The organism is Mesorhizobium sp. C089B (genome assembly GCF_030323125.1).
Taxonomy (GTDB): Bacteria; Pseudomonadota; Alphaproteobacteria; order Rhizobiales; family Rhizobiaceae; genus Mesorhizobium.
Map to the genome: position 1 here is coordinate 3,596,459 of NZ_CP100469.1, position 22,070 is coordinate 3,618,528.

17 protein-coding genes are annotated in these 22,070 nt (G+C 63.1%); 8 read left to right on the forward strand and 9 right to left on the reverse strand.

The window, feature by feature from the left end; genetic code table 11:
* Positions 1-54: 54 nt before the first annotated feature.
* Entirely contained in the window at positions 55-975 is a 921-nt protein-coding gene (locus NLY44_RS17845; RefSeq protein ID WP_023804609.1) for a zinc-binding dehydrogenase, read from the forward strand.
* A gap of 15 nt (positions 976-990) precedes the next feature.
* Here the strand turns inward: NLY44_RS17845 and NLY44_RS17850 are convergent, their stop codons facing one another.
* The 7 genes from NLY44_RS17850 to NLY44_RS17880 all read right to left on the reverse strand — a co-directional run bounded on the left by NLY44_RS17850 (position 991) and on the right by NLY44_RS17880 (position 7,308).
* Positions 991-1,743, reverse strand: coding sequence for an SDR family NAD(P)-dependent oxidoreductase (locus NLY44_RS17850; RefSeq protein WP_023686590.1), 753 nt, complete (start codon positions 1,741-1,743; stop codon positions 991-993).
* A gap of 130 nt (positions 1,744-1,873) precedes the next feature.
* Positions 1,874-4,150: a transglycosylase domain-containing protein gene (locus NLY44_RS17855; protein WP_023804608.1), complete on the reverse strand. Its 2,277-nt coding sequence runs from the start codon at positions 4,148-4,150 to the stop codon at positions 1,874-1,876.
* A 204-nt stretch (positions 4,151-4,354) separates the two neighbouring features.
* Positions 4,355-4,501: a hypothetical protein gene (locus NLY44_RS17860; RefSeq protein ID WP_023686592.1), complete on the reverse strand. Its 147-nt coding sequence runs from the start codon at positions 4,499-4,501 to the stop codon at positions 4,355-4,357.
* Positions 4,502-4,577: 76 nt separating this feature from the next.
* Positions 4,578-4,832: a GlsB/YeaQ/YmgE family stress response membrane protein gene (locus tag NLY44_RS17865; RefSeq protein ID WP_023704219.1), complete on the reverse strand. Its 255-nt coding sequence runs from the start codon at positions 4,830-4,832 to the stop codon at positions 4,578-4,580.
* A 105-nt stretch (positions 4,833-4,937) separates the two neighbouring features.
* Complete coding sequence (locus tag NLY44_RS17870) at positions 4,938-5,144, reverse strand: hypothetical protein (RefSeq protein WP_023683046.1); 207 nt, start codon at positions 5,142-5,144, stop codon at positions 4,938-4,940.
* 80 nt (positions 5,145-5,224) lie between these two features.
* Positions 5,225-5,845, reverse strand: coding sequence for a ribonuclease D (locus tag NLY44_RS17875; protein ID WP_031199652.1), 621 nt, complete (start codon positions 5,843-5,845; stop codon positions 5,225-5,227).
* 77 nt (positions 5,846-5,922) lie between these two features.
* Complete coding sequence (locus tag NLY44_RS17880) at positions 5,923-7,308, reverse strand: M20/M25/M40 family metallo-hydrolase (protein ID WP_023804607.1); 1,386 nt, start codon at positions 7,306-7,308, stop codon at positions 5,923-5,925.
* A 445-nt stretch (positions 7,309-7,753) separates the two neighbouring features.
* On the opposite strand from NLY44_RS17880, the gene polA reads away from it, so the two are divergent.
* Positions 7,754-10,681 (forward strand): DNA polymerase I, encoded by a 2,928-nt coding sequence (gene polA / locus NLY44_RS17885; RefSeq protein WP_023804606.1) that lies wholly within the window; start codon positions 7,754-7,756, stop codon positions 10,679-10,681.
* A gap of 7 nt (positions 10,682-10,688) precedes the next feature.
* Positions 10,689-11,177 (forward strand): macro domain-containing protein, encoded by a 489-nt coding sequence (locus tag NLY44_RS17890; RefSeq protein ID WP_023804605.1) that lies wholly within the window; start codon positions 10,689-10,691, stop codon positions 11,175-11,177.
* Positions 11,178-11,185: 8 nt separating this feature from the next.
* On the opposite strand, the gene NLY44_RS17895 is transcribed toward NLY44_RS17890, so the two are convergent.
* Entirely contained in the window at positions 11,186-11,590 is a 405-nt protein-coding gene (locus NLY44_RS17895; RefSeq protein ID WP_023686595.1) for a Fur family transcriptional regulator, read from the reverse strand.
* Between the two features lie 295 nt (positions 11,591-11,885).
* On the opposite strand from NLY44_RS17895, the gene NLY44_RS17900 reads away from it, so the two are divergent.
* From NLY44_RS17900 to amrB, 5 genes are all read left to right on the forward strand, one after another.
* Complete coding sequence (locus tag NLY44_RS17900; protein ID WP_023804603.1) at positions 11,886-14,105, forward strand: caspase family protein; 2,220 nt, start codon at positions 11,886-11,888, stop codon at positions 14,103-14,105.
* Positions 14,106-14,194: 89 nt separating this feature from the next.
* Complete coding sequence (locus NLY44_RS17905) at positions 14,195-14,587, forward strand: hypothetical protein (protein ID WP_031201314.1); 393 nt, start codon at positions 14,195-14,197, stop codon at positions 14,585-14,587.
* Positions 14,584-15,297 carry a DUF4760 domain-containing protein gene (locus NLY44_RS17910; RefSeq protein WP_023804601.1) on the forward strand — a complete coding sequence of 238 codons (714 nt, stop codon included), beginning with the start codon at positions 14,584-14,586 and terminating at the stop codon, positions 15,295-15,297. The genes NLY44_RS17905 and NLY44_RS17910 overlap by 4 nt, the downstream gene beginning before the upstream one ends.
* A 33-nt stretch (positions 15,298-15,330) precedes the next feature.
* Entirely contained in the window at positions 15,331-18,336 is a 3,006-nt protein-coding gene (locus NLY44_RS17915) for a caspase family protein (protein WP_023804600.1), read from the forward strand.
* A gap of 148 nt (positions 18,337-18,484) precedes the next feature.
* On the forward strand, positions 18,485-20,203 hold the full coding sequence (amrB, locus tag NLY44_RS17920) for an AmmeMemoRadiSam system protein B (protein WP_023804599.1): 1,719 nt from the start codon (positions 18,485-18,487) through the stop codon (positions 20,201-20,203).
* Positions 20,204-20,232: 29 nt separating this feature from the next.
* On the opposite strand, the gene NLY44_RS17925 is transcribed toward amrB, so the two are convergent.
* Complete coding sequence (locus NLY44_RS17925) at positions 20,233-22,035, reverse strand: MORN repeat-containing protein (protein ID WP_245263695.1); 1,803 nt, start codon at positions 22,033-22,035, stop codon at positions 20,233-20,235.
* Positions 22,036-22,070 lie beyond the last annotated feature (35 nt).

Below are 22,070 nucleotides of genomic sequence, written 5' to 3' on the forward strand. Positions count from 1 at the left end.
TCGCTAGACTCTGGTTCGTGGCTGGCATGTCACAAACCGGCAGGAAGGCTTCCCATGCGCGCGCTTGTCATCTCTCCCGAGAGCATCACCCGGATCAGTCTCGCCGAGGTCGAGGACCCTCGGCCCCTTCCCAACGAGGCGCTTGTCTGCGTCCACGCAACCTCGTTGAACCGCGGTGAATTGCGCCTGCTCACCATACGCCCGGAAGGCTGGATACCTGGCCAGGACGTGGTTGGAGTAATCAAGCGGGCGGCAGCCGATGGCTCCGGGCCTGCCGTCGGCGCCCGGGTTGTGGCTTTGGTGGACGAGGCCGGCTGGGCCGAACGGGTCGCCGTTCCGACCGACCGTCTCGCAGTCATCCCGGACGAGGTCAGCTTCGGGTCCGCCGCCACGCTTCCGGTCGCGGGCACGACGGCGCTCAGGGTCTTGCGCCATGGCGGCGACCTCGCGGGACAGCAGGTGTTGATCACCGGCGCCAGCGGCGCGGTCGGCGGTTTCCAGATCCAGATCGCCCGCGAGCAAGGCGCCGCGGTGACTGCAATCGCCGCCGCCCGGCACGCCGAGGATCTCCGCGGTCTTGGTGCTCACGAAGTCGTCGAGTCGATCGAACTGGCCGAAGGGCCATTCTCTCTGATCACCGAGTCGGTCGGCGGCCAAAGCCTCGCCCATGCCATCGAACGCGTCGCCCCCGGCGGCACCATCGTCATGTTCGGTTCGAGCAGCGGCGAACTCACGCCGGTTGGTTTCAGACAATTCGTTCCAGGCCATGAGGGAGCGAGGCTTCAGACTTTCGCCTACTACACATCCGGTCCAGCCATTGGCGCGGACATCGCCTCGCTGCGCGCTCTGGTCGCGGCTGGCCGGCTGGAAACCCGCGTGTCCATGACCGTGCCGTGGACAGACATCGCCCAGGCTCTGGACGCCCTGCGACAGCGCAGCTTCAGCGGCAAGGCTGTTCTCACCATCGCCGAATGAGCAGTCTGTCAGCGCTCAGACGTGCTGGCCGCCATTGATGTGGATTTCCGAGCCCGTCACATAGGACGCCTGCTGCGAGCACAGGAAGAAGATGATGTCGGCGACTTCCGAGGTGGCGCCAAGGCGCCTGAGTGGGATCGTCTCGACGATCTTGTCGGTGCCAGGCGACAGGATCGCGGTGTCGATCTCGCCCGGCGCAATCGCATTGACGCGGATGCCGTGCGGGCCGAAATCATGCGCCATCTCGCGCGTCAGCGAGCCGAGTGCCGCCTTCGAGGTCGCATAGGCGGTGCCGGCGAAAGGATGCACGCGCGTGCCGGCGATCGAGGTGACGTTGACGATCGAACCTTTTGCTGCCGCAAGCTCCTTGAAGAGACCACGCGCGAGCATGATCGGCGCGAAGAAATTTACCTGGAACACATCGCGCCAGACATGCATCGGCGTGTCGATCGAATCCATGCGGCTGTTGCCGTCCTTGAGCTTCGGCGAAATGCCGGCATTGTTGACCAGCGCGTGTAATTGCCCGCCATGCGCTTCCAGCCGGTGACGGATCTCCGAGACGGCGATGCCGACATCCTCCTGGTCGGCGAGATCGACCTTGATGTGGTCCTCCGGGCCGGCCGGCCACGGGCAATCCTCGGCAAAAGCCTGGCGCGAACAGGTGATGACCCGCCAGCCCTCACGCGAAAAGCGCTTGACCGTGGCATGGCCGATGCCGCGGCTGGCTCCGGTCAGCACGATGGTTTTTCTGATGTCGGTCTCAGCCATGTCTGTCACTCCGGCCGGAGATGTAGCCGAATGCCGCGAAGGTGGCGAGAGGCCGAATTGTCACCGCAGCTCTCATATGAGGAACGGATTGCCAGCTCGCATTTGATTCGAAGCTAGAATGACGAGCCGCTCAGCCGCCGCCGAGAATATCCAGGATTGAGGTTTTCCGCTTCTTGGTCGGGCCGCCGACGCTGCCCGGCGGTACCGGATGCTTGATCGAGGCCGTGGTGCCGCCGTCGCCCGGCATGTCGAAACCGTCGGCATCGACGGTTTCGGCCGGACGGCGGACCGGTGCTTGTGCGGGTACAGCAGCAGGTGCCGGCGCGGCAGCAGGCTCAGAACGGCTGACGGCCACGGCAGGCAACGGCGCTGCCTGATTGTTATCGACTGACGGAATATCGTCGGGCACGATGGTATCTGGAGGCGTCGATTTCCAGGTCCCGGGCAGCGGCCTGACCGGCACGCCTTCATGCGCCGCCACCATGAATTCGTGCCAGGCCTGTGCCGGCAACGCGCCACCGGTGACCTTCTTCATCGGCGTGCCGTCATCATTGCCGAACCATACGCCGGTGGTGAGGTTTGCGGTGTAACCGACGAACCAGGCGTCGCGCGAATTCTGGCTGGTTCCGGTCTTGCCGGCAGACGGCCAGGCGAAGGCCGCCTTCTTCGCCGTGCCGATCTCGACCGTGCCAGTCATCATCGAGTTCATCATGCCGACAATGTTCTGCTTGACGACGCGCGGCGCGCTGCCGCCATTGTCGTCATAGAGCACCTTGCCTTCGGTCGTGGTGATGCGGCGGATGAAATGGATGTCGGGCTTGTAGCCGCCATTGGCGAACGGCACATAGGCCGATGTCAGCTCCAGCGGCGTCACTTCCGAAGTGCCGAGCGCGATCGAGGTGTTGGCGATCAGATCGGACTGGATGCCCATGCGGTGCGCCGCCTCGACCACCGCGTCGGGGCCGACCTCCATGGTCAGCTGTGCCGCGACAGAATTCAGCGATTTCGCCAGCGCGGTCGCCAACGTCACCTTGCCGAAATATTTGCCGCCGTAATTGTCCGGTGTCCATTTGCCGATCTTGATCGGTGCGTCGTTGCGCACGCTGTCGGGCGTGCGGCCGGCTTCCAGCGCGGCCATATAGACGAACGGCTTGAACGCCGAGCCCGGCTGGCGGCGTGCTTCGGAGGCGCGGTCGAACTGGCTGGTCGAATAGTCGTAGCCGCCGACCATGGCGCGCACGGCGCCGGAATTGTCGATCGAGACCAGCGCGCCTTGGCTGACATTGAGCTTCTTGCCGCTCTCGTCGATCAGCCGGCGGATCGACTGTTCGGCGAGCTTCTGCAGGTTGAGGTCGACGGTGGTGTCGACGACGATGTCGCTGCGCACGTCACCAATCAAATCGGGCAATTCTTCCATGATGGTGTCGGCGACATAGTTTTCCGAGCCGGTCCAATAGGATGGCGCGCGCGTTGCCGGCGCGCTCATCGCCGAGGCCAGTTCCTTGGCGCTGATCTTGCCTTCGTCGCGCATGGCGGCCAGCACCAGTTGCGAGCGCTCCTCCGCCGCCTTCGGATCCCGCGCCGGCGACAGTCGCGACGGCGCCTTCAAGAGGCCGGCGAGAAGGGCCGCCTCCGACAGAGTGACATCGCGCGCGCTCTTGCCGAAATAGCGACGCGAGGCCGCCTCGACGCCATAGGCGCCGGAGCCGAAATAAACCCGGTTGAGGTACATTTCGAGGATCTGGTCCTTGGTATGCTTGTGCTCCAGCCAGAGCGACAGCAGCACTTCCTGCACCTTGCGCTCCAGCGTGCGGTCGGGCTTCAGGAACAGGTTCTTGGCCAGCTGCTGGGTCAGCGTCGAGCCGCCCTGCGAGAAACGCCGGCCCAGAACGTTGGTCACCATGGCGCGCGATAGGCCGATCGGGTCGATGCCGAAATGCGAATAAAAGCGGCGATCCTCGATGGCGATGACGGCTTCCGGAATGTAGGGCGACATTTCGTGCAGGCCGACCGCCTCCCCGCCGCTCATGCCGCGGTTGGCAAGCAGTTGCCCGTCGACCGAGACGATCTTGATGTTGGGCGCGCGGTCGGGGATCGACCAGGTGGTGGCCGCCGGCATCTTGGCGCCGTAATAGACGACGATGCCGGCCACGGCGATGCCGCCCCAGATGCAGAGCACGAAGCACCAGTAGAACATCCGCGCCATCACGCCGAACAGCCCGCGCCGCGGTTTGCCGCGCTTGCCGCGTGACGATGATTTTGCCTTGGAGGTTTTGCGCGCCGAAGATGATTTGCGATTGGCCGGCACGACCCGATCCTCCTCGTTCACCGAAAAACCGGCCGCGGATTTCGCCTTTGGCGATCCCTCGAAGCTGGGTTCGATGCGACTGTCTCTGCGGTTCGCCATGCGTTGCGCTGTCTTCCCGGTGTCAATGGCGCTCGGGTTGGAGGGTAGATGCGGCGGTTTAAGGGCGCGTTAAAGCAGGGTTTATGCACCCTTCTGAAATTCCTTAAGAATTTCTAAAATCCGCTGCCGCCAACTGGGTCCGAAAGCCGCATCCTCGCGGCCTGTCTGCCGCAAAAGGCAGAGGCCCTGGCTACCCCGAATATTTCAATTCTGCTGGATCGAAATGCCCTTGTCGTCGATCTTCAGTTCGACGCCCTTGGGCTTGGTCTGTTCGTGATAGACATATGCACCGAGCGCGATGACCACGACAACGAGCGCGCCGACAAGGAGATAGAGAGTGTTCTGTTTCACGGCGCGCTCCTTTGGCAGCAATTCCAGGAAAGCACAGGCTTTCTCCTGAGGAATTGCGTTGAATGAACTTAGAGCGTCAAGCTCGCTTCAGAACCTTGACCAGCACCAGCAGGATGACGGCGCCGATCGTGGCGTTGATGATGGCAGCCAGAATGCCGCCGCCGATAGCGAAACCGAGCCTTGGAAATAGCCAGCCGGCGATCAGGGCGCCGATAATGCCGACGATGATGTTGCCGATGAGGCCGAAGCCGAAGCCCGAGACGATGAGGCCGGCGAGCCAGCCGGCAATGGCGCCGATTATGATGAAGATGAGAAGGCTTTCGATGCCCATGACGCGTTCCTCCAGGAAGAGAGGCTACGGAGCGGAAGGCCCCGAATCGGCCTCGATATCAACGACTTCAGGCTATGCGAAAGCAGTTGCACCCGCCAGCGGCGCTCATTGATCGTCGTCATCGTCGCTGGAGACTGGCCGCCAGCTGGTCGGGTCGACCTTTTTCTGGGTATCGCTGTCGGTGTAGACCCACCAGGCGCCGTCGCGATATTGCCCGACGGATTCGCTGACGACGCCGGCGCCGTCCTTCCACAGAACAGTGACCTTGGATCCATCCGTCGGGGCGGTCGCTATCGGTTTGCGGTCTGCCACGTCATCCCCCTCATTGAGTCGACAGAACGCCACGACGCGTGTCTGGTTGCAAGGCTGCCGGAAGCGTTATCCGAAGGCCATCAGCTGTGGGCAAAAATATCCTCTTCGTCCCAACCCATCAAATCGAGCTTGGCACGCGTCGGCAGGAAGCGGAAGCAGGCGTCGGCTTCCTTGGTGCGCCCGTCCCGCGCCAGGCGTCCAGCCAGCACCTCCCGCAGACGGTGCAGATAGAGAACGTCGGAAGCGGCATATTCGAGCTGTTCGGGCGACAGGGTCTCGGCCGCCCAGTCCGACGATTGCTGCGCCTTCGACAGGCCGACGCCAAGCAGTTCGAAGCAGATGTCCTTCAAGCCGTGCCGGTCGGTATAAGTGCGGGTCAGCCGCGAGGCGATCTTGGTGCAGAACACCGGCTCCGGCATGACGCCGAAGGCGTTGTAGAGCACGGCGAGGTCGAAACGGCCGTAGTGGAACAGTTTCGATATGCCGCGGTTGCGGAGCAGGCTGACGAGGTTCGGCGCTTTCTTCTGGCCGGGCGCGATCTGGATCACGTCGGCCGAGCCATCGCCGGGCGAGATCTGCACCACGCACAGCCGGTCGCGGTGCGGGTTCAACCCCAGCGTCTCGGTATCGATGGCCACCGCGTCGACATTGTAGTGGGCGAGGTCGGGCAGATCGTTCTTGTGGAAGCGGATGTCGGCCATGGTTGTCTCCGGATCGCGGCGTAACTCGTCCTCGCCGCGATCCGCTGAAAAATCAACAAGAAAACTTCCCAGCCTCCTCAGCGCGTCAGCGCATCGAGAATGCGCGCCCACGAGCGCTGGCCCTTGTGGAAGGAGGTCAGCTCGTATTTCTCGTTGGGCGAGTGGATGCGGTCGTCGTCGAGGCCGAACCCGACCAGCAGCGATTCCATGCCGAGATAGGTCTGGAAGTCGCCGACCACCGGTATCGAGCCTCCGCTGCCCGTCGTCACCGCTGGCTTCGGCCATTCATCCGACAGCGCAGTCTTGGCCTTGGCCAGGAATGGCGAGTCGTAGGAAAGCTGAATTGCCGGCCCGCCGCCATGCGGGTGGAATTCGACCGAACAGTCCCTGGGAATGCGCGCCTCGACGAATTCCCGGAACGCGGCGCGGATCTTCTCGGGGTCCTGCTTGTGGACAAGACGGAAGGAGATTTTCGATGATGCTTCCGCGGCGATCACCGTCTTGAACCCCTTGCCGGTATAGCCGCCGATGATGCCGTTGAACTCGGCCGTCGGCCGCGCCCAGGTCAGTTCCATCACCGAGCGGCCTTTTTCGCCCGACGGGATCGAGAGGCCGATCGGTCCGAGGAAGGTCTCGGCTGTCTCGCCCAATGTCTCCCAGGATTTCAGGATCTGCGACGGCGTCTCCTCGACCCCGTCATAGAAGCCGGGAATGGTGATGTGGCCGTTCTCGTCATGGATGTCAGCGAGGATTTTCGCCAGGATGCGAATCGGGTTGGCGGCGGCGCCGCCATAGAGGCCCGAATGCAGGTCGCGATCGGCGGCCTTGACGGTGACCTCCTCGCCGACCATTCCGCGCAGCGAAACGCAGATCGACGGCGTCTCGCGGTCCCACATGCCGGTGTCGCAGACCAGCGCGAAATCGGCCTTCAGCTCATCGGCATTGGCCTCGAGGAACGGCTTCAGCGACGGCGAACCGGACTCCTCCTCGCCCTCGAACAGGATGGTGATGCGGCAGGGCAGATTGCCATGCACCTGCTTCCAGGCGCGGCAGGCCTCGACGAAGGTCATCAGCTGCCCCTTGTCGTCGGCCGAGCCACGGCCGGTGATTACCTTGTGACCGGGCTCGATCTCCTTGACCGCCGGCGCAAACGGGTCGTTCTCCCAAAGCTCGATCGGATCGACCGGCTGCACGTCGTAATGGCCGTAAAACAGCACATGCGGCGAACCGGCGGGGCCTTCATGGTGCGCAACCACCATCGGGTGTCCCGGCGTGTCGCGCACCGAAGCGTCGAAGCCGATCAGCTTGAGGTCCGCCACCAGCCATTCGGCGGCCTTGCGGCAGTCGGCAGCATAGTCGGGATCGGTCGAGATCGACTTGATGCGGAGCAGGCCGAACAGGCGCTCCAGGCTCTGGTCGAGATTTTTGTCGAGACGGTCGAGGACGGGGGTGATTGTGGACATGTCTTGCGGGCCTTTCTTTTCGGTGGCCGAACCGTAAAGGCAGCGCATCAAAACGAAAAGCCCGCGATCGTTGGACCACGGACCGTAAACACTTGTCAGAAGGCAAAAAAGAACCGCCGTGGTGGAGGGGAACCACGGCGGTCTTTTACTCGAAACGATGCGGCAGCCCGGAGAGGGGGGATAGGCTGCCGCAATTGTCCGGGATAGGCGGGGGACGGGCCTTGCTCCGGACTCGGCGAAAACTGCCGATGACCTTTATTTGTGTCTCGGATCGTGGCGTTTCAAGGGCACAAAAATTACACTTTTGTAACATAGCCGTGAGCGCCGAGGCAAACAGCAGCAGGGCCTATTGGCAGGCAGGCTCTGTCAGCATGTCGCCGCAACACCTGTTGGAAGCCCGCCTTTGCCATGGACCGCGCCGTCCTGCCGCGCTATCCCTGCCGGCATGAAAAAAGGCGACCATCTCTTCCTTATCGACGGCTCCGGTTACATCTTTCGCGCCTATCATGCGCTGCCGCCGCTAACCCGCAAATCCGATGGGCTACCGGTCGGCGCGGTCTCCGGCTTCTGCAACATGCTGTGGAAGCTGATGCAGGATGCCCGCAACACCGATGTAGGAATTGTACCGACGCATTTAGCGGTCATTTTCGATTATTCGTCGAAAACCTTCCGCAATGATCTCTACCCGGAATACAAGGCCAACCGCAACGCACCGCCCGAAGACCTGATCCCGCAATTCGGTCTGATCCGCCAGGCAACCGTGGCCTTCAACCTGCCTTGCATCGAGATCGAAGGCTACGAGGCCGACGACCTCATCGCCACTTATGCCAGGCTGGCGTGCGAGGCCGGCGGCGACACCACTATCATCTCCTCCGACAAGGATCTGATGCAGCTGGTCGGACCCACGGTCGGCATGTACGACCCGATGAAGGACCGCCAGATCGGCATCCCCGAAGTCATCGAGAAATGGGGCGTGCCGCCGGAAAAGATGATCGACCTGCAGGCGCTGACCGGCGACTCCGTCGACAATGTGCCGGGCGTACCCGGCATCGGGCCGAAGACGGCGGCGCAATTGCTGGAACAGTTCGGCGACCTTGACGGGTTGCTCGCAAGGGCCAGCGAGATCAAGCAGGAAAAAAGGCGCGAATCCATCATCGCCAATGCCGACAAGGCGCGCATATCGCGCCAGCTGGTGACGCTGAAGAACGACGTGCCGGTGACCGACGGGCTCGACGATTTCGTGTTGCACGCGCCGGACGGGCCGAAGCTGATCGGCTTCCTCAAGACCATGGAATTCACCTCGCTGACCCGGCGCGTTGCTGAAGCGACCAGCACCGAAGCCGGCGATGTGCAGGCTGTCGCCGTCACCGTCGAGCGCGCCGACACCGCGCACGGCCCCGATGTCGGTTCCGGCATAGCGGCGCCTGCGGCAACACAGGATGAAGCCAAAACCGAAACCGCCAGGGCCGGCGACGCCCCTTCGCTGCTTGCCGCACTTCGCCTGGAAACGGCCGCTGCGGCCAAAATCGATCCCGCCGCCTATGTCGCCATCCGCGACACGGCGACGCTCAAGACCTGGCTGGCCCAGGCCAAGGAGACCGGCATCGTCGCCTTCGACACCGAAACCACGTCTTCCGATCCGATGCTGGCCGACCTCATCGGTTTCTCTCTGGCGATCGGCCCCGGCCGCGCCGCCTATGTGCCGCTCGCCCACAAGAGCGGCGCCGGCGACCTGCTCGGTGGCGGTACGCTGGAGAACCAGATTCCGGTCCGCGAGGCGCTGGCGCTTCTGAAGCCGCTGCTGGAAGACAAATCGGTCCTCAAGATCGCCCAGGACGCCAAATACGACATCGTCGTCATGAGCCGCCACGGCATCGATATCGCACCCTTCGACGACACGATGTTGATTTCCTATGTGCTCGACGCCGGCACCGGCCACCACACTTTGTCCTCGCTTGCCGACAAATGGCTCGGCCATGCCACGACGCCGCTCAAGGATCTCGCCGGTTCCGGCAGAAGCTCGGTCGGCTTCGACCAGGTCGACATCGACCGGGCGACCACCTACGCCGCCGGCCATGCCGACGTGACGCTGCGGCTGTGGCAGGTGCTGAAGCCGCGGCTTGCCGCCAAGGGCCTCGTCTCGGTCTATGAGCGGCTGGAGCGGCCGCTGGTGCCGGTGTTGGCCCGGATGGAACAGCGCGGCATCTCGGTCGACCGCCAGATCCTGTCGCGGCTCTCCGGCGAGCTGGCACAAGGCGCTGCACGGCTGGAGGAGGAGATCTACGGCCTTGTCGGCGAGCGCATCAACATCGGGTCGCCAAAGCAGCTGGGCGACATCCTGTTCGGCCGCATGGGCCTGCCCGGCGGCTCCAAGACCAAGACCGGGCAATGGTCGACTTCCGCGCAGCTTCTGGAAGACCTCGCCGCCGAAGGCCACGAACTGCCGCGCAAGATCGTCGACTGGCGCCAGCTGACCAAGCTGAAATCGACCTATACCGACGCGCTGCCGGGCTTCATCCATCCCGACACCAGGCGCGTCCACACCTCCTATGCGCTGGCCGCGACGACCACGGGCCGGCTGTCTTCCTCCGACCCCAATCTGCAGAACATCCCGGTGCGCACCGCGGAGGGACGCAAGATCAGGACGGCCTTCATCGCCGACAAGGGCCAGAAACTGGTCTCGGCCGACTACAGCCAGATCGAATTGCGCGTGCTTGCCCACGTCGCCGAAATCCCGCAGTTGAAGCAGGCCTTCGCCGATGGCGCCGACATCCACGCCATCACCGCCTCGGAAATGTTCAACGTGCCGGTCGAAGGCATGCCGTCCGAAGTGCGCCGCCGCGCCAAGGCGATCAATTTCGGCATCATCTACGGCATCTCGGCCTTTGGGCTCGCCAACCAGCTGTCGATCCCGCGCGAGGAGGCCGGCGCCTACATCAAGAAGTACTTCGAGCGTTTCCCCGGCATCCGCGACTATATCGAGGCAACAAAGGCCTATGCGCGCGAACATGGCTTCGTCGAAACCATCTTCGGCCGCCGCATCCACTATCCTGAGATCCGGTCGTCAAACCCGTCGATCCGCGCCTTCAACGAGCGCGCCTCGATCAACGCCAGGCTGCAAGGCACCGCCGCCGACATTATCCGTCGCGCCATGGTGCATATGGACGAGGCGCTGGAGAAGGCCGGCCTGTCCGCCCGCATGCTCTTACAGGTGCATGACGAATTGATCTTCGAGACGGTTGAAGCGGAAGTCGAGGCGACGATCCCCGTGGTGCGCAGGGTGATGGAGAACGCGCCGATGCCGGCCATCTCGATGTCGGTGCCGCTGCATGTCGATGCCCGCGCAGCGAACAACTGGGACGAGGCGCATTGAAGGTGCGATGATTGTCTTTGTCACCGGAGACCTGCTGGCCGCCCAGGAAAGCTATATCGCTCAAGGCGTGGCAGAGGGCAATCAAGAGGGCCTTGGCACCGGACTTGCGCTGAAGATTTCGAAAAAGTGGCCGAATGTGCAGGCTGCGTTCAAGAAATATGCTCGGACCGGCAGGTTTATTGGGGGTCATATCTGGACATTGGAGCCAGACGGCAATCAGCCGGGCTTCATTTATCTGGCAACCCAGCCAGATATGTATCACGCCACGCTTCCCTTTTTACGGAAAGCAGTTCGCGGGCTTGTGAAATGGGCCGACAAAAACCGGGTAGAATCCATCGCCTTGCCAAAAATCGGGTCTGGCCTTGGCAAATTATCTTGGCTCGACGAGGTGAAACCCCTGCTTATGGAGCAGCTAACACCTGGGCCTACGCGGTACGTCGTCTATGAGACATTCTTGAACGAATTCGAGAATAGCGCACCGCCTCGGCTCAAGTAGGAAGCAAGCTAAGCCGCTTCAGCCAGGCACTTGGCACACGTCCCCCGAAACTCGATGACCGCCTTCTTCGCAGCAAACCCGGTCGAGCGCACCCATTCGTCCAGCCGGTGGCCGACGTCATGGTCGGACATCTCCATCACCTGCCCGCATGTGTCGCAGATAGCGAAGGCTGTCATCGAATGCGTATGGTCGTGCGGTTCGGCGCAGGCGACGAAGGAGTTGAGGCTTTCCAGCCGGTGCACGAAGCCTGACTTCACCAGGCTGTCGAGCGCCCTATAGACCTGCAGCGGCGCGCGGAAACCGCGCTCGCGCAGCTGGTCGAGAAGCGTATAGGCGCTGAGCGGTCCACTGGCGGCCTCGAGCTTCTCGAGCACGCTCAGCTGATTCTTCGTCAGCACATCCCTTGCCGCCATGATCCCGTTTTCCGATCGTTTAGAGCATGATGCCGAAAAGTGTGAAGCGGTTCTCGGACGACATCATGTTCTATCTGTTTGATCCAGCGCCGCTCGCAAATCATTTCTGCCATGCGACGGTCTCAATCCCCTTGAGATAGCGATGAAGCAGGCTTTTTGCCACTGTTTCCGTTATCGCCATCGACACCATGACCACCACCGCCGATTGACGGCACCGACCACATTCAAAATACTGACAAAATTCGCGACGAAAGGTGCCGCACTTGCAAATTCGATCGGGCTTGGGGAAGCAATTATGATCAAACTGACACGACGGACGCTGCTCGTCGGCACGTCGGCGCTTGTGGCTGCCGGTACGGTTTCGTTCCGCGCTCTCGCCGCCTCGCGCACCTATCACGCGCTGCTGGTTGCCTGCACCGACTATCCGAACCTGCCGCAGAAGAACTGGCTGATCGGGCCGAAGAACGATGCCGGCCTGGTGCGCGACTATCTCCTGAAGAACACGCCCGATCCGGTGAAGTTCTCGGCCGAGAACGTGATCCTGCTCGCCAAGGACGTCGAAGGCGCCAACGGCCCGCCGACGCATGCGGCGATCAAGGCCGCCCTTGCCGACCTCGCCGGCAAGGTGCAACGCGACGATTTCGTCTATCTGCATCTGTCGGGCCACGGCGCCCAGCAGCCGCAGGCCAAGGCCGGCGACGAGACCGACGGCCTCGACGAGATTTTCCTGCCGTCCGATATCGACAAATGGATCAACCGCGAAGAGGGCGTGCCGAACGCGCTGGTCGACAACGAGGTCGGCGCCGCACTCGACGCCATCCGCGACAAGGGCGCCTTTGTCTGGGTGGTGTTCGACTGCTGCCATTCCGGCACCGCGACGCGCGCCGCGGAAGTCGATGACGAACTGGAGCGCAAGGTCGAGTTCGCCGACCTCGTCGGCGGCGACGACGCGGCGAGAGCAGCGGCGGTGAAGGCCTATGACGACATCTCGGCAAGCGCATCGCGCGGTTTCGACGAGAATGGCGGCCGCAAGCCGGCCTTCAACCTGACGCCGACCGGCGCAGAGCCGATCGCCAGGGGCAAGCTGGTCGCCTTCTATGCCGCGCAAACGGTCGAGACGACACCGGAAATGCCGCTGCCCAAGGGCACGCCCGACGCGCCGCGCTTCGGCCTGTTCACCTTCACCATCCTGTCGAAATTGGCCGAGAACCCCAACGTCACCTATCGCCAGCTCGGCCAGGCCGTGCTGCAGCAATATTCGGCCGACGGCCGCACAAGGCCGACGCCCCTGTTCGAGGGCGAACTGGACGCCCGCGTGTTCGGCACCGACAAAACCGACGCCGTCATGCAATGGCCGATTGCCGTCAAGGACGGCGATGTCGCGATCGGCGCCGGGCTGCTGCAGGGTCTGACCCCCGGCAGCAAGCTCGCCATTTTGCCTTCGGCGCTGTTGAAGCTCTCCGACGCCGTCGGCTATCTCGAAGTGAAATCGGCAAAAAACCTCGAAAGCCAGCTCGCACCGGTCGAATTCGACGGCAAGCCGGCGCTTGCGCCGACGGCGGTGCCCGCCGGCGCCTATGCGCGCGTTGCCGAACTCGCGGTCGACTACAAGCTGCTGGTGGCAAAGCCGGCGCCGACCGCAGGGCTCGAAAGAGAAACCGAGCTGGTCAATTCGGTTCTGGACGAATTGGTGGCGAAGCCGAAGTCCGGCTTCCACATCGCGCTGGTCGAGCCCGGCAAGAGCGCCGATCTGCGGCTTGCGGTGCTGCGCGAAAAATCCATGGACGGCGCTGCCGCCAACGCCAGCGACGAACCGGCGCTGTGGTTCCTGCCGGCGTCCGGCGACATCAGCCTGAAGGACGGCAGCAAGCCGCCACGCATCGTCATCGATCAGGATGGCCGCGACAAGCTTGCGGAAAACACAGCCAAGACCCTGACCACGATCTTCCGCGCCACCGGCCTGTCGCGGCTCGCCGCGGCGTCCGACTACCGGCCGGACGAGGTCAGCGTCCAGTTCCTGATCAAGCGCCAGGACAGCGATGTGCTGGAGCCGATCGAATCCTCGACGGTGCCGCGCGTTTCGCCGGGCGATCAGGTACACATTGCGGCCAAGAACGGGTCCGACGAGTTCGTCGACATCAACGTGCTCTACATCGGCAGCGACTATTCGATCACCCATATCGTCGCCGAGCGGCTGGCGCCGATCAACGAGCAGGCCGATCAGGGCCTGAAGGAAGGGCTGCTCGCCTTCACCGACACCAGCTTCGGCATGGAGCGCATGATTGCCGTGCTGACCGAGGCGCCGCCGCAGAGCGAGAAAGAGGATCTGAGCTTTCTTGCCCAGGAAGGCGTGCGCGCCGTGACGCGTGCCGCATCGGGAACGCCTGGTTTTTCCGACATGCTGGCCGACATCGGCATGGCGCCGGCAACGCGCTCCGTGATGCGGCTTGCCGACAAGAGCGGTCCCAAAGGCGCGGTGATGATCTTCCCGATGGAGACGGTGCCCCGCGCCTGACCTGACATCGCTTCGCCGGCTCTTGCCGGCGTGATATAGGAACATTCCCGGCTCGCGACACTTCTATGCGCCGCGGCTGGATGCAACAGATGAGGACATCAGTGACTATCCCCGTGCTCTCCTGGCGTGCAGCGACGGTCGGCCTTGCCGGCAGCCTGTTGCTGGTTGCCAGCGCCTCGGCGGACGAGAATTGCGGCCTGTGCGCCAAGCAGATCGTCACCAATTCCGAGCTCGCCACCTGCTTTCTCGACCAGTACGACCAGATCGCCAAGACCGGCAGCACGGCCGTTGTCGTCGATCTCTCCAGCTGCGCCTCGCGCGGCGTGGTCGAGCCCTTGCCGTCACCCAGCAAGGCGGCTGCCGAACCGGACGTGCAGTTCATGATTTCGCGCACGCAGCTCGATTGCCTGAAAAAGAAGCTGGAGACACCCGGCATCGTGCTCGACCCCACCGCCACCATCCAACTGGACAGCTGCGGATGAAAAAGCCGGGGGGCACTGCAACGCAGAAATCGCCGGCCACATCGGCGCCTCCGCCGGCCAAGAAGCCGGCGACCTTGCCCGAAACCACCGAAGGCTTTCCGTGGCCGAGCAGTCACGAGATCAAGAAGGAAGCCAACCCCTTCACCGACCGCGACTGGCGCATGCTGATCTACGCCTGGTCGGGTCTCGCCGTGCGCCTGGCGATCATCTTCACCCTGGCCTTCTCGGTCTTCCAGTTTCTCGCAAACCAGGAACAGAAGCGCGTCGAGCAGACGATGTCGCTGGTCGAGCTTTGGGAAAGCAAGGATTTTCAGCAGGCGCAGCGCGCGCTCAAGGAGCGCCTCTCGTCGCTCAACGCCAAATACGACAATCTGCTCAGCGCCACGCCGTCGCCGACCGAGGAACAGGTCTTCCGGCAACGCATTGGCATTGAGGCGATGACTGCCGGCGGCGGCACCATGCCGATCGCCGATTTCAACGACAATTTTGATCGCATCGTCTATTTCCTCAATCGTCTCTCCATCTGTGTTGAGGGCAAACTCTGTTCGCGCGATGTCGCCGATGCCTATTTCCGCGACTATGCGGTGTCGTTCTGGAGCTATTTTGCCGGCTACATCGAAAAAGAACGCAAGGCCGGTTCCGCCAATTATGCCCAGGCGATCGAGAATTATGTGGGTCACGGGTCGCCGCCGCCCGCCGACTCCAAATAGCGGCGCAACAAGGTGCCGGGCAGCTCCCATCCCTTGCGTGCTATCCGGTGGCTAATCCTGGTCGGTCTTCTGGCGTTAACGTCAACCGCCGGTGCCGAGGACCTCGATTTCCATCTCGATCTCAACACCGGCGGCCACAGCGCCAGGGTCACCGATCTTGCCTTCACGCCGGACGGCGAGGGACTGGTCTCGGCGTCCGATGACAAGGCCATCCGCATCTGGGACTGGCAGAGCGGGGTGACGCTCCGCACCATTCGCGGCTATCTTGGCAATGGCAATGACGGCAAGGTCTTTGCGATTGCCGTGTCGCCGGATGGCAAGACGATCGCCGCCGGCGGTTATTTCGGCGCCGGCATCGGCGACAAGCCCCCTTATGGCGATATCAGGCTGTTCGATTTCGCCACCGGCAAGATCAAAACCGTGCTCAAGGCCGCCGACTATGCCATCTATGATGTCGCCTTTTCACCCGACGGAAACACGCTCGCCGCCGGCGGTGGCGATGGTTTCGTCTACCTCTGGCGGGCGGACGACAAATCCGCGTCGGGCTGGACGCTGGCGGAAAAACTCGATGCCGATTCCTGGCGTGTGGAAAAGCTCGCCTTCGCCGCTGCGGGAACCCGGCTGGCAGCGACGACCACCGACAATGGCATCCGGCTCTGGGACGTCGCCAAGGCCGAGGAAATTCCTTTGCCCGCCGAGGCCGAGCCGCTGCGCGATGTCGGCGTCGCCGCACTCGCCGTGTCATTGGATGGCAGCCTGTTCGCCACCGGCAGCAAGGACGGCGACGTCCAGCTCTGGCAGGCCAGCACCGGCAAATTCGTCCGCGCCATGCCGAAGCAGGATTTCCAGATCGGCGCTCTGAGCTTCGCCACGGGTTCGCGGCTTGTGGCGTCATGCAGCTATCGCTGCGCCGACAAGCATCGCTCGGTGGTCTGGGATACCGACAGCGGCGAGCAACTGCTCGACTATAACGGCCATGACGGCACGGTCTTTGCTGGCGCCGGCAATGCCGACGGCTCGCTGGTGGCGACAGCCGGCGGCACCCGCAACGCCATCCAGGTCTGGAACCCCATGACCGGCGAGCGCAAGGCGCTGCTGCAAGGGGTCGGCGAACCGGTGACGGCGATCGGGATCGATGCGGCGAGCAGCTCCATCGGTTGGGGCAACACCAACCCCTGCCCTGAACGCGTGTCCTGTCCCGAGCTGCAGGGCACGCTGGACAAGGTGCTGGCGCTACCGACGGCCGAGCGGTTCTTCGAGGACCCGGAGGCGTTGGCGGAACAGGGCGCCTATGCCCGCGCGGCACTGACCGACGGTGAGTGGTCGCTTCGCGCCGTCCCCGGCGGCAAGGACGGCCTGGAGAATGCCGTGCTCGAAATCGCGAGCGGCGGAAAGGTGATGCACAGCATCGAGAATGCCGCCACCAATGGCTTCCTCCATTCGGCTTACACGCTGATCGGCAATGGGCTTGGCCTGATCACCGGCGGCAGCGACGGCACGCTGTTGGAATACAAAACCGCGACCGCCGAGGTATCGGGTGAATTCACCGGCCACACCGGCGAGATCAACGCCATGGTTGCCGTCGAGAAGGAAGGGCTGTTGGTCACCGGCAGCGCCGACCAGACCGTGCGGCTGTGGAATTTGAAGAGCCACAAACTGATCGTGTCGATGTTCTTCGCCGGCTCCGAATGGATCGCCTGGATGCCGCAGGGCTACTATTATTCCTCCGCCGATGGCGACAAGTTGATCGGCTGGCACGTCAATCAGGGCCGCGACCACGAAGGGCGTTTCATCAGCGCCGGCCAGCTGAAGAAATATCTCTGGAGCCCGGAAATGGTGCGCCGGGCCATCATCCTGCGCAGCGCCGAACAGGCGGTCCAGGAAATGCGCCCCGGCGTCGACCGCCAGCTGGAAAAGCTGCTCGAGCGCAAACCGCCGGAATTCGGCATCAAGCTTGCCGCCGACCAGAGCAACGTCCGCGAGGGCTATGTCGCCGTCGAGATTTCGGGCGCGCAGGAAGCCGGCGCCGATGTCGCCGGATTTTCGATCCTGTCGAACAGCCGCAATGTCGGCAATGTCACGGCGCGCTCGGCCGATGGCGGCAAGAGCACCACCATCGTCGAAGTGCCGGTCGAGAATGGCGAGAACACCATCCGCATCACCGGTACCAATGAGTTCGGCTATTTGACCGAGCGCAGCGTAACGGCACTTGGCCAAAAACCCGAGAAGCAGGCCAACAAGGGCAAGCTCTACGTCGCCGTGATCGGCGTCGACAAATATCCCTTCCTCACCGACGCATGCGCCGGCCACGCCTGCGATCTGCGCTATCCCGTCGACGACGCTACCGAATTCCTCAAGGTGATCTCGCAGAAATCCGCGCCCTTGTTCTCGGCGATGGAGACGCTGGTTCTGGTCAACCGCGAAGCGCTGGATGAGGCGCCCGATGCCGGCAAGGACGTGTTCAAGGTCGCCGGCGCCGACACCATCCTGGAACCGGATTCCGACACGATCGACGACCAGCTCGCCGACTTCCTCGACAGACCCGGCGAGAACGACACCACCATCATTTTCGTCGCCGGTCACGGCATCAACATCGACGAAGACTATTATTTCATCCCCACGGACGGCCGCAAACAGGATCCCGACCGCTGGAAGCGCTCCTCGCTGGTCGACTGGGGCGACATCCAGAAATCGGTTGAGCGGGCCAAGGGCATGCGCTTCATGCTGCTCGACACCTGCCACGCCGCCAACGCCTTCAACCCGCGCTTGGAAAAAGACGCGCAGGACGCACGCATCGTCGTCTTCTCGGCCACCGCTGCCAACAACACCGCCGCCGAACTGCCCGACCTCGGCCATGGCGTCTTCACCTATTCGATCCTCGAAGGCCTGCGCGGCCGGGCCAAGACCTCCGACGGCGGCGTGACGCTGTTCGGCCTCGCCGACTACATCTCGCGCGAAGTGCTGCGGCTGACCGCGTCCAAGCAGAAGCCGTTCTACTATGTCGGCGGCGTGGAGAACATTGTGCTGGCTGAGCCGTGAGAGGTCGGCGCCCAGGCACCCCCCTCTCGCCTGCCGGACATCTCCCCCTCAAGGGGGAGATCGGTCTCTTCATTGTTGGAGATCTATTTTCAAGGTTGATGATTGGCGAAAGTCGAGGCGACATCCAATCTCCCCCCTTGCGGGGGAGATGTCCGGCAGGACAGAGGGGGGTGCCTGGGCACGGACCAGCATTCTGATCTTTGCCACCGCCTTGCTTATCCTCTCAGTGCCTCAAGCGTCTGCCGCTCCCATCACCTGCCCGCCCGGCGACACAAACTTCCCGTCCTTCTATTCCGACCCCACACTCTTCACCGACGCCATCGCCGCCGTCGCCAGAATCGAGCCGTCCAACCAACGCCTCACCGGCATCACAGTCCCCCACCACCTGCTCGTCGCAGATCTCGTCGCACTCGGTTTCCACGCCGCGTCCGGCTTCCGCTACAAGCGCATCGTCATCCTGTCACCGGACCATTTCCACGAGACGCAGAAACTCTTCGCCACCACGACGCGCGGCTTCGACACCGTGCTTGGCCCGGTCCTGGCCGACACGGCAGCCCTGCACCTTCTCCAGGCGAACAGCGACATGGTCGAGGACTCCTGCCTCTTCGCCAAGGAGCACGGCGTTCAAGCCATGCTGCCCTTCCTGCACCATTATTTTCCCGAGGCAACCATCGTGCCGGTGGCGATGTCGGTCAAGGCGAAGCGCGGCGACTGGGACCGGCTGGCGCAGGCGCTGAAAGCGATCGTCGACAAGGACACGCTGATCATCGAATCCACCGATTTCTCGCATTATCTGCCGCAGCACGAAGCCAGGCGTTTCGACCAGCAGACGCTGAACATGCTCGCCGCCGGTTCGCTCGACGGCATCGCGGCGCTGCGCCAGCCGGATCACGCCGATTCGGTCGGTGCGCTCTATATCCAGACCAGGCTGCAGCGCGAACTGTTCGGTGCTGCGCCCCTGGTCGTCGCCAACGAGAACTCGCAGGCGCATTCGGGCGACTATGTCGAGCGCACCACCAGCTATGTCGTGGCGCTGTTCGGCGCCTTCGGCCCCGGCTTGAACAATCCTGCCCGTCCCGACGACAAGCTCTATTATTTCGCCGGCGACGTGAATTTCGGTCGCGCCATGATGAGGATCCTGGTCCGCGACGGTGTTGCCGAGAAGATCGTCGACAGCGTGCTGGCCCTGACCCGCTCGCGGCCGCTGATCGTCAATCTCGAAGGCGTCATCCTGCCCAACGTCCCTGAAGCGATCGACGACATGACGCTGGCGATGCCAACCGATCTCGCCATCGGCATGCTGAAGAAATTGCATGTCGCCGCTGTCAGCCTTGCCAACAATCACGCCTATGACCTCGGCCCGTCAGGCTATGCCGAGACGCTGGCCGCTCTGGACGCCGCCGGCATCGCCCATTTCGGCCAGGGCGAGACGCTGGCGCTTGCCGATCTCGACCTGGTCGGGCTGACCGACATTGATACCAACGGCTCCAGGAACACCGACCTTCTGACGCCTGCTTTGCTCGACCGGCTGCTGCACGACAATGCCGAGCGGCCGGTGATTGCCTTCGTCCATTGGGGCCGCGAGTACAAGACGGAGCCGTCGCCGCGCGAGGAGATGCTTGCCGACCAGATGCGGCTGCGCGGCGTCACGGCAATCGTCGGCGGCCATCCGCATGTATCGAGCGAGGCGATCCTTCCGCTCGGCGGCGGCGATGTTGCGGAGATCTATTCGCTCGGCAATTTCCTGTTCGACCAGAAGGCCGAACGATCGTCCGGGTCGATGCTGGAACTCAGGGTGTTCAGCCAGGGCACGATCTTTGCCAGGCTGATCCCGCTGCCCAATTATTTCGAGATGGGCTCGAAATAACGCGATTCCCGAAAGGACGTGACAGGACCTCAACAGCCTTGCATATCTTCCGGCAGATAGCAGACCGCCGGCTTGGTGCTGGTTTCAAACAGCGACTGCTTCGGCCTGAAATAGAAGAACGTGGCCGGCTTGCTCTCCCGTGTGCTGCCATCGGCGAAATGGGCGGCGATGCTGAAGCGATGGATCGACGACATTGACGACCACATTTTCAGCCGTGCCGTGTAGGCGCTGAGATGCTTATTGCCGCGCACCGGCATGGGGATGCTGTAATCGGTCTTGCCGATCGGAAATTCGATGTTCTGGTAGCGCAGCGCTTCGGGCGACGCGCCGCCGCCATCGCCGCATTCGGCGAGCGATTCTGGAACCTCGATGCTGACCAGCGAGACGATGACGCGAAACGGCTCGCTCTGTTGGTAGATAGCGCCCTGTTCGTCCGCCCAGGAATAATCGAGCTTGCCGATCCCGGTCACGCTCATTTTCTCGACGCTGCCGCTGATGTAATCGACAACGTCGCCGAACTTGACCTTGTTGGCCACCTGGGCGCGGCAGACATCCAGGCTGTCCCTTGACGGGCAAGTGAAGCGCTCGGTCTCGAGCGTGGTTGTGTCGACGCCGGCTTCAATCAGCACGTTCTTGATCGAGACGTCGACGCCGTCGCCGAAAGTGCCGATGTCCTTCGTGAACGTGCGGCTCGGCTCGCCGGTCGCGTTGTCCTCCTCGTCGGTCCTGGTGAACTGGATCGACATCTTCATGTCTTTCACGTCGCCCCAGCCATTGTTGACGATCGAGAAGTCGGGGCGGAAGCCGACGCAGCCATAATGCTCGCTGATCGACAGCATCGGCTTGCGGTAGGCCTCGCTCGCGGCCACCTTCATTTCCAGGCTGTCGATCTTGACCCTCGACTGGTCGGTGGTCTTGAGGTCGACTTCGGCGAAGGCCGGCGCCGTCTCCCAGTCCATGCCTTCATAGACATTGCCGGTACGAATCTCTCCGGTGCCGTTCCAGGCATCATTGTACTGGTCCGACACCGGATAGATCGCGATGTCTTCGTCGCGCACCAGATGCTGGTACTGCATGTCGGCCTGCTGCGTCATGCGCTGGTCGACGGCAATGCCGATCTCGACCTTGTCGGCGGAACCGCCGCCGGTCTGCGCCTTGAGCAACCCGCCCACTCTGGCATCGGCCAGCACGTCGGGGCGCGCACCGCCGATCTCCTTGCCCATCGCCCATTGCGACCAGTAGACGGTGCCGCCGGGCAACCGGGTGCGGCCCTTGCCATCCTTCAGCCCATCGGCAAAAGAGCCGACGAATATCTTGCCTGTCTTCGTCTCCAGCCTGCCCTCGCCATTCGGCACACCGGCCCTGAATTGCCCTTCATAGCGATTGCCGTCGGCATCGACATGGATCGCATGGCCGTCGAGCTGGCCGGCGACCCAATGGCCGTCGAGAATCTCGCCCGAACGCAGCTCCAGCCGGCCTTGTCCTTCGGGGCGGCCATTCCTGATCTCGCCGAAATAGCTGGAATAGATCGTCTTGGGGTCGTAGCTCGCCGAGCCGCGTACGCGCCAGACCAGCCTGCCCTTGCCGTTGACGGTGCCGTCGGCTGCGACGGTGCGGTCCGGCGACACGCCGGCTGCCGGCTCCCAGGTGAAATCAAGACCCAATTCCGGGTGGGAATCCCAGACCCGTACATTCTTGCGCAGCACCGAACGTGTTTCGCTTTGATAGAGGATTTGCACCCGCTCGGCCCAGGCGCCATCGGGTGCGGCACCGCCTTGATCGGCCATAGCGGAAAAGCATGTCAGTGCGGCCAGCATGGATGCAGCCGCCATCGCTTTGACCCCGAAGATCATTCTTGCCCGCGCCA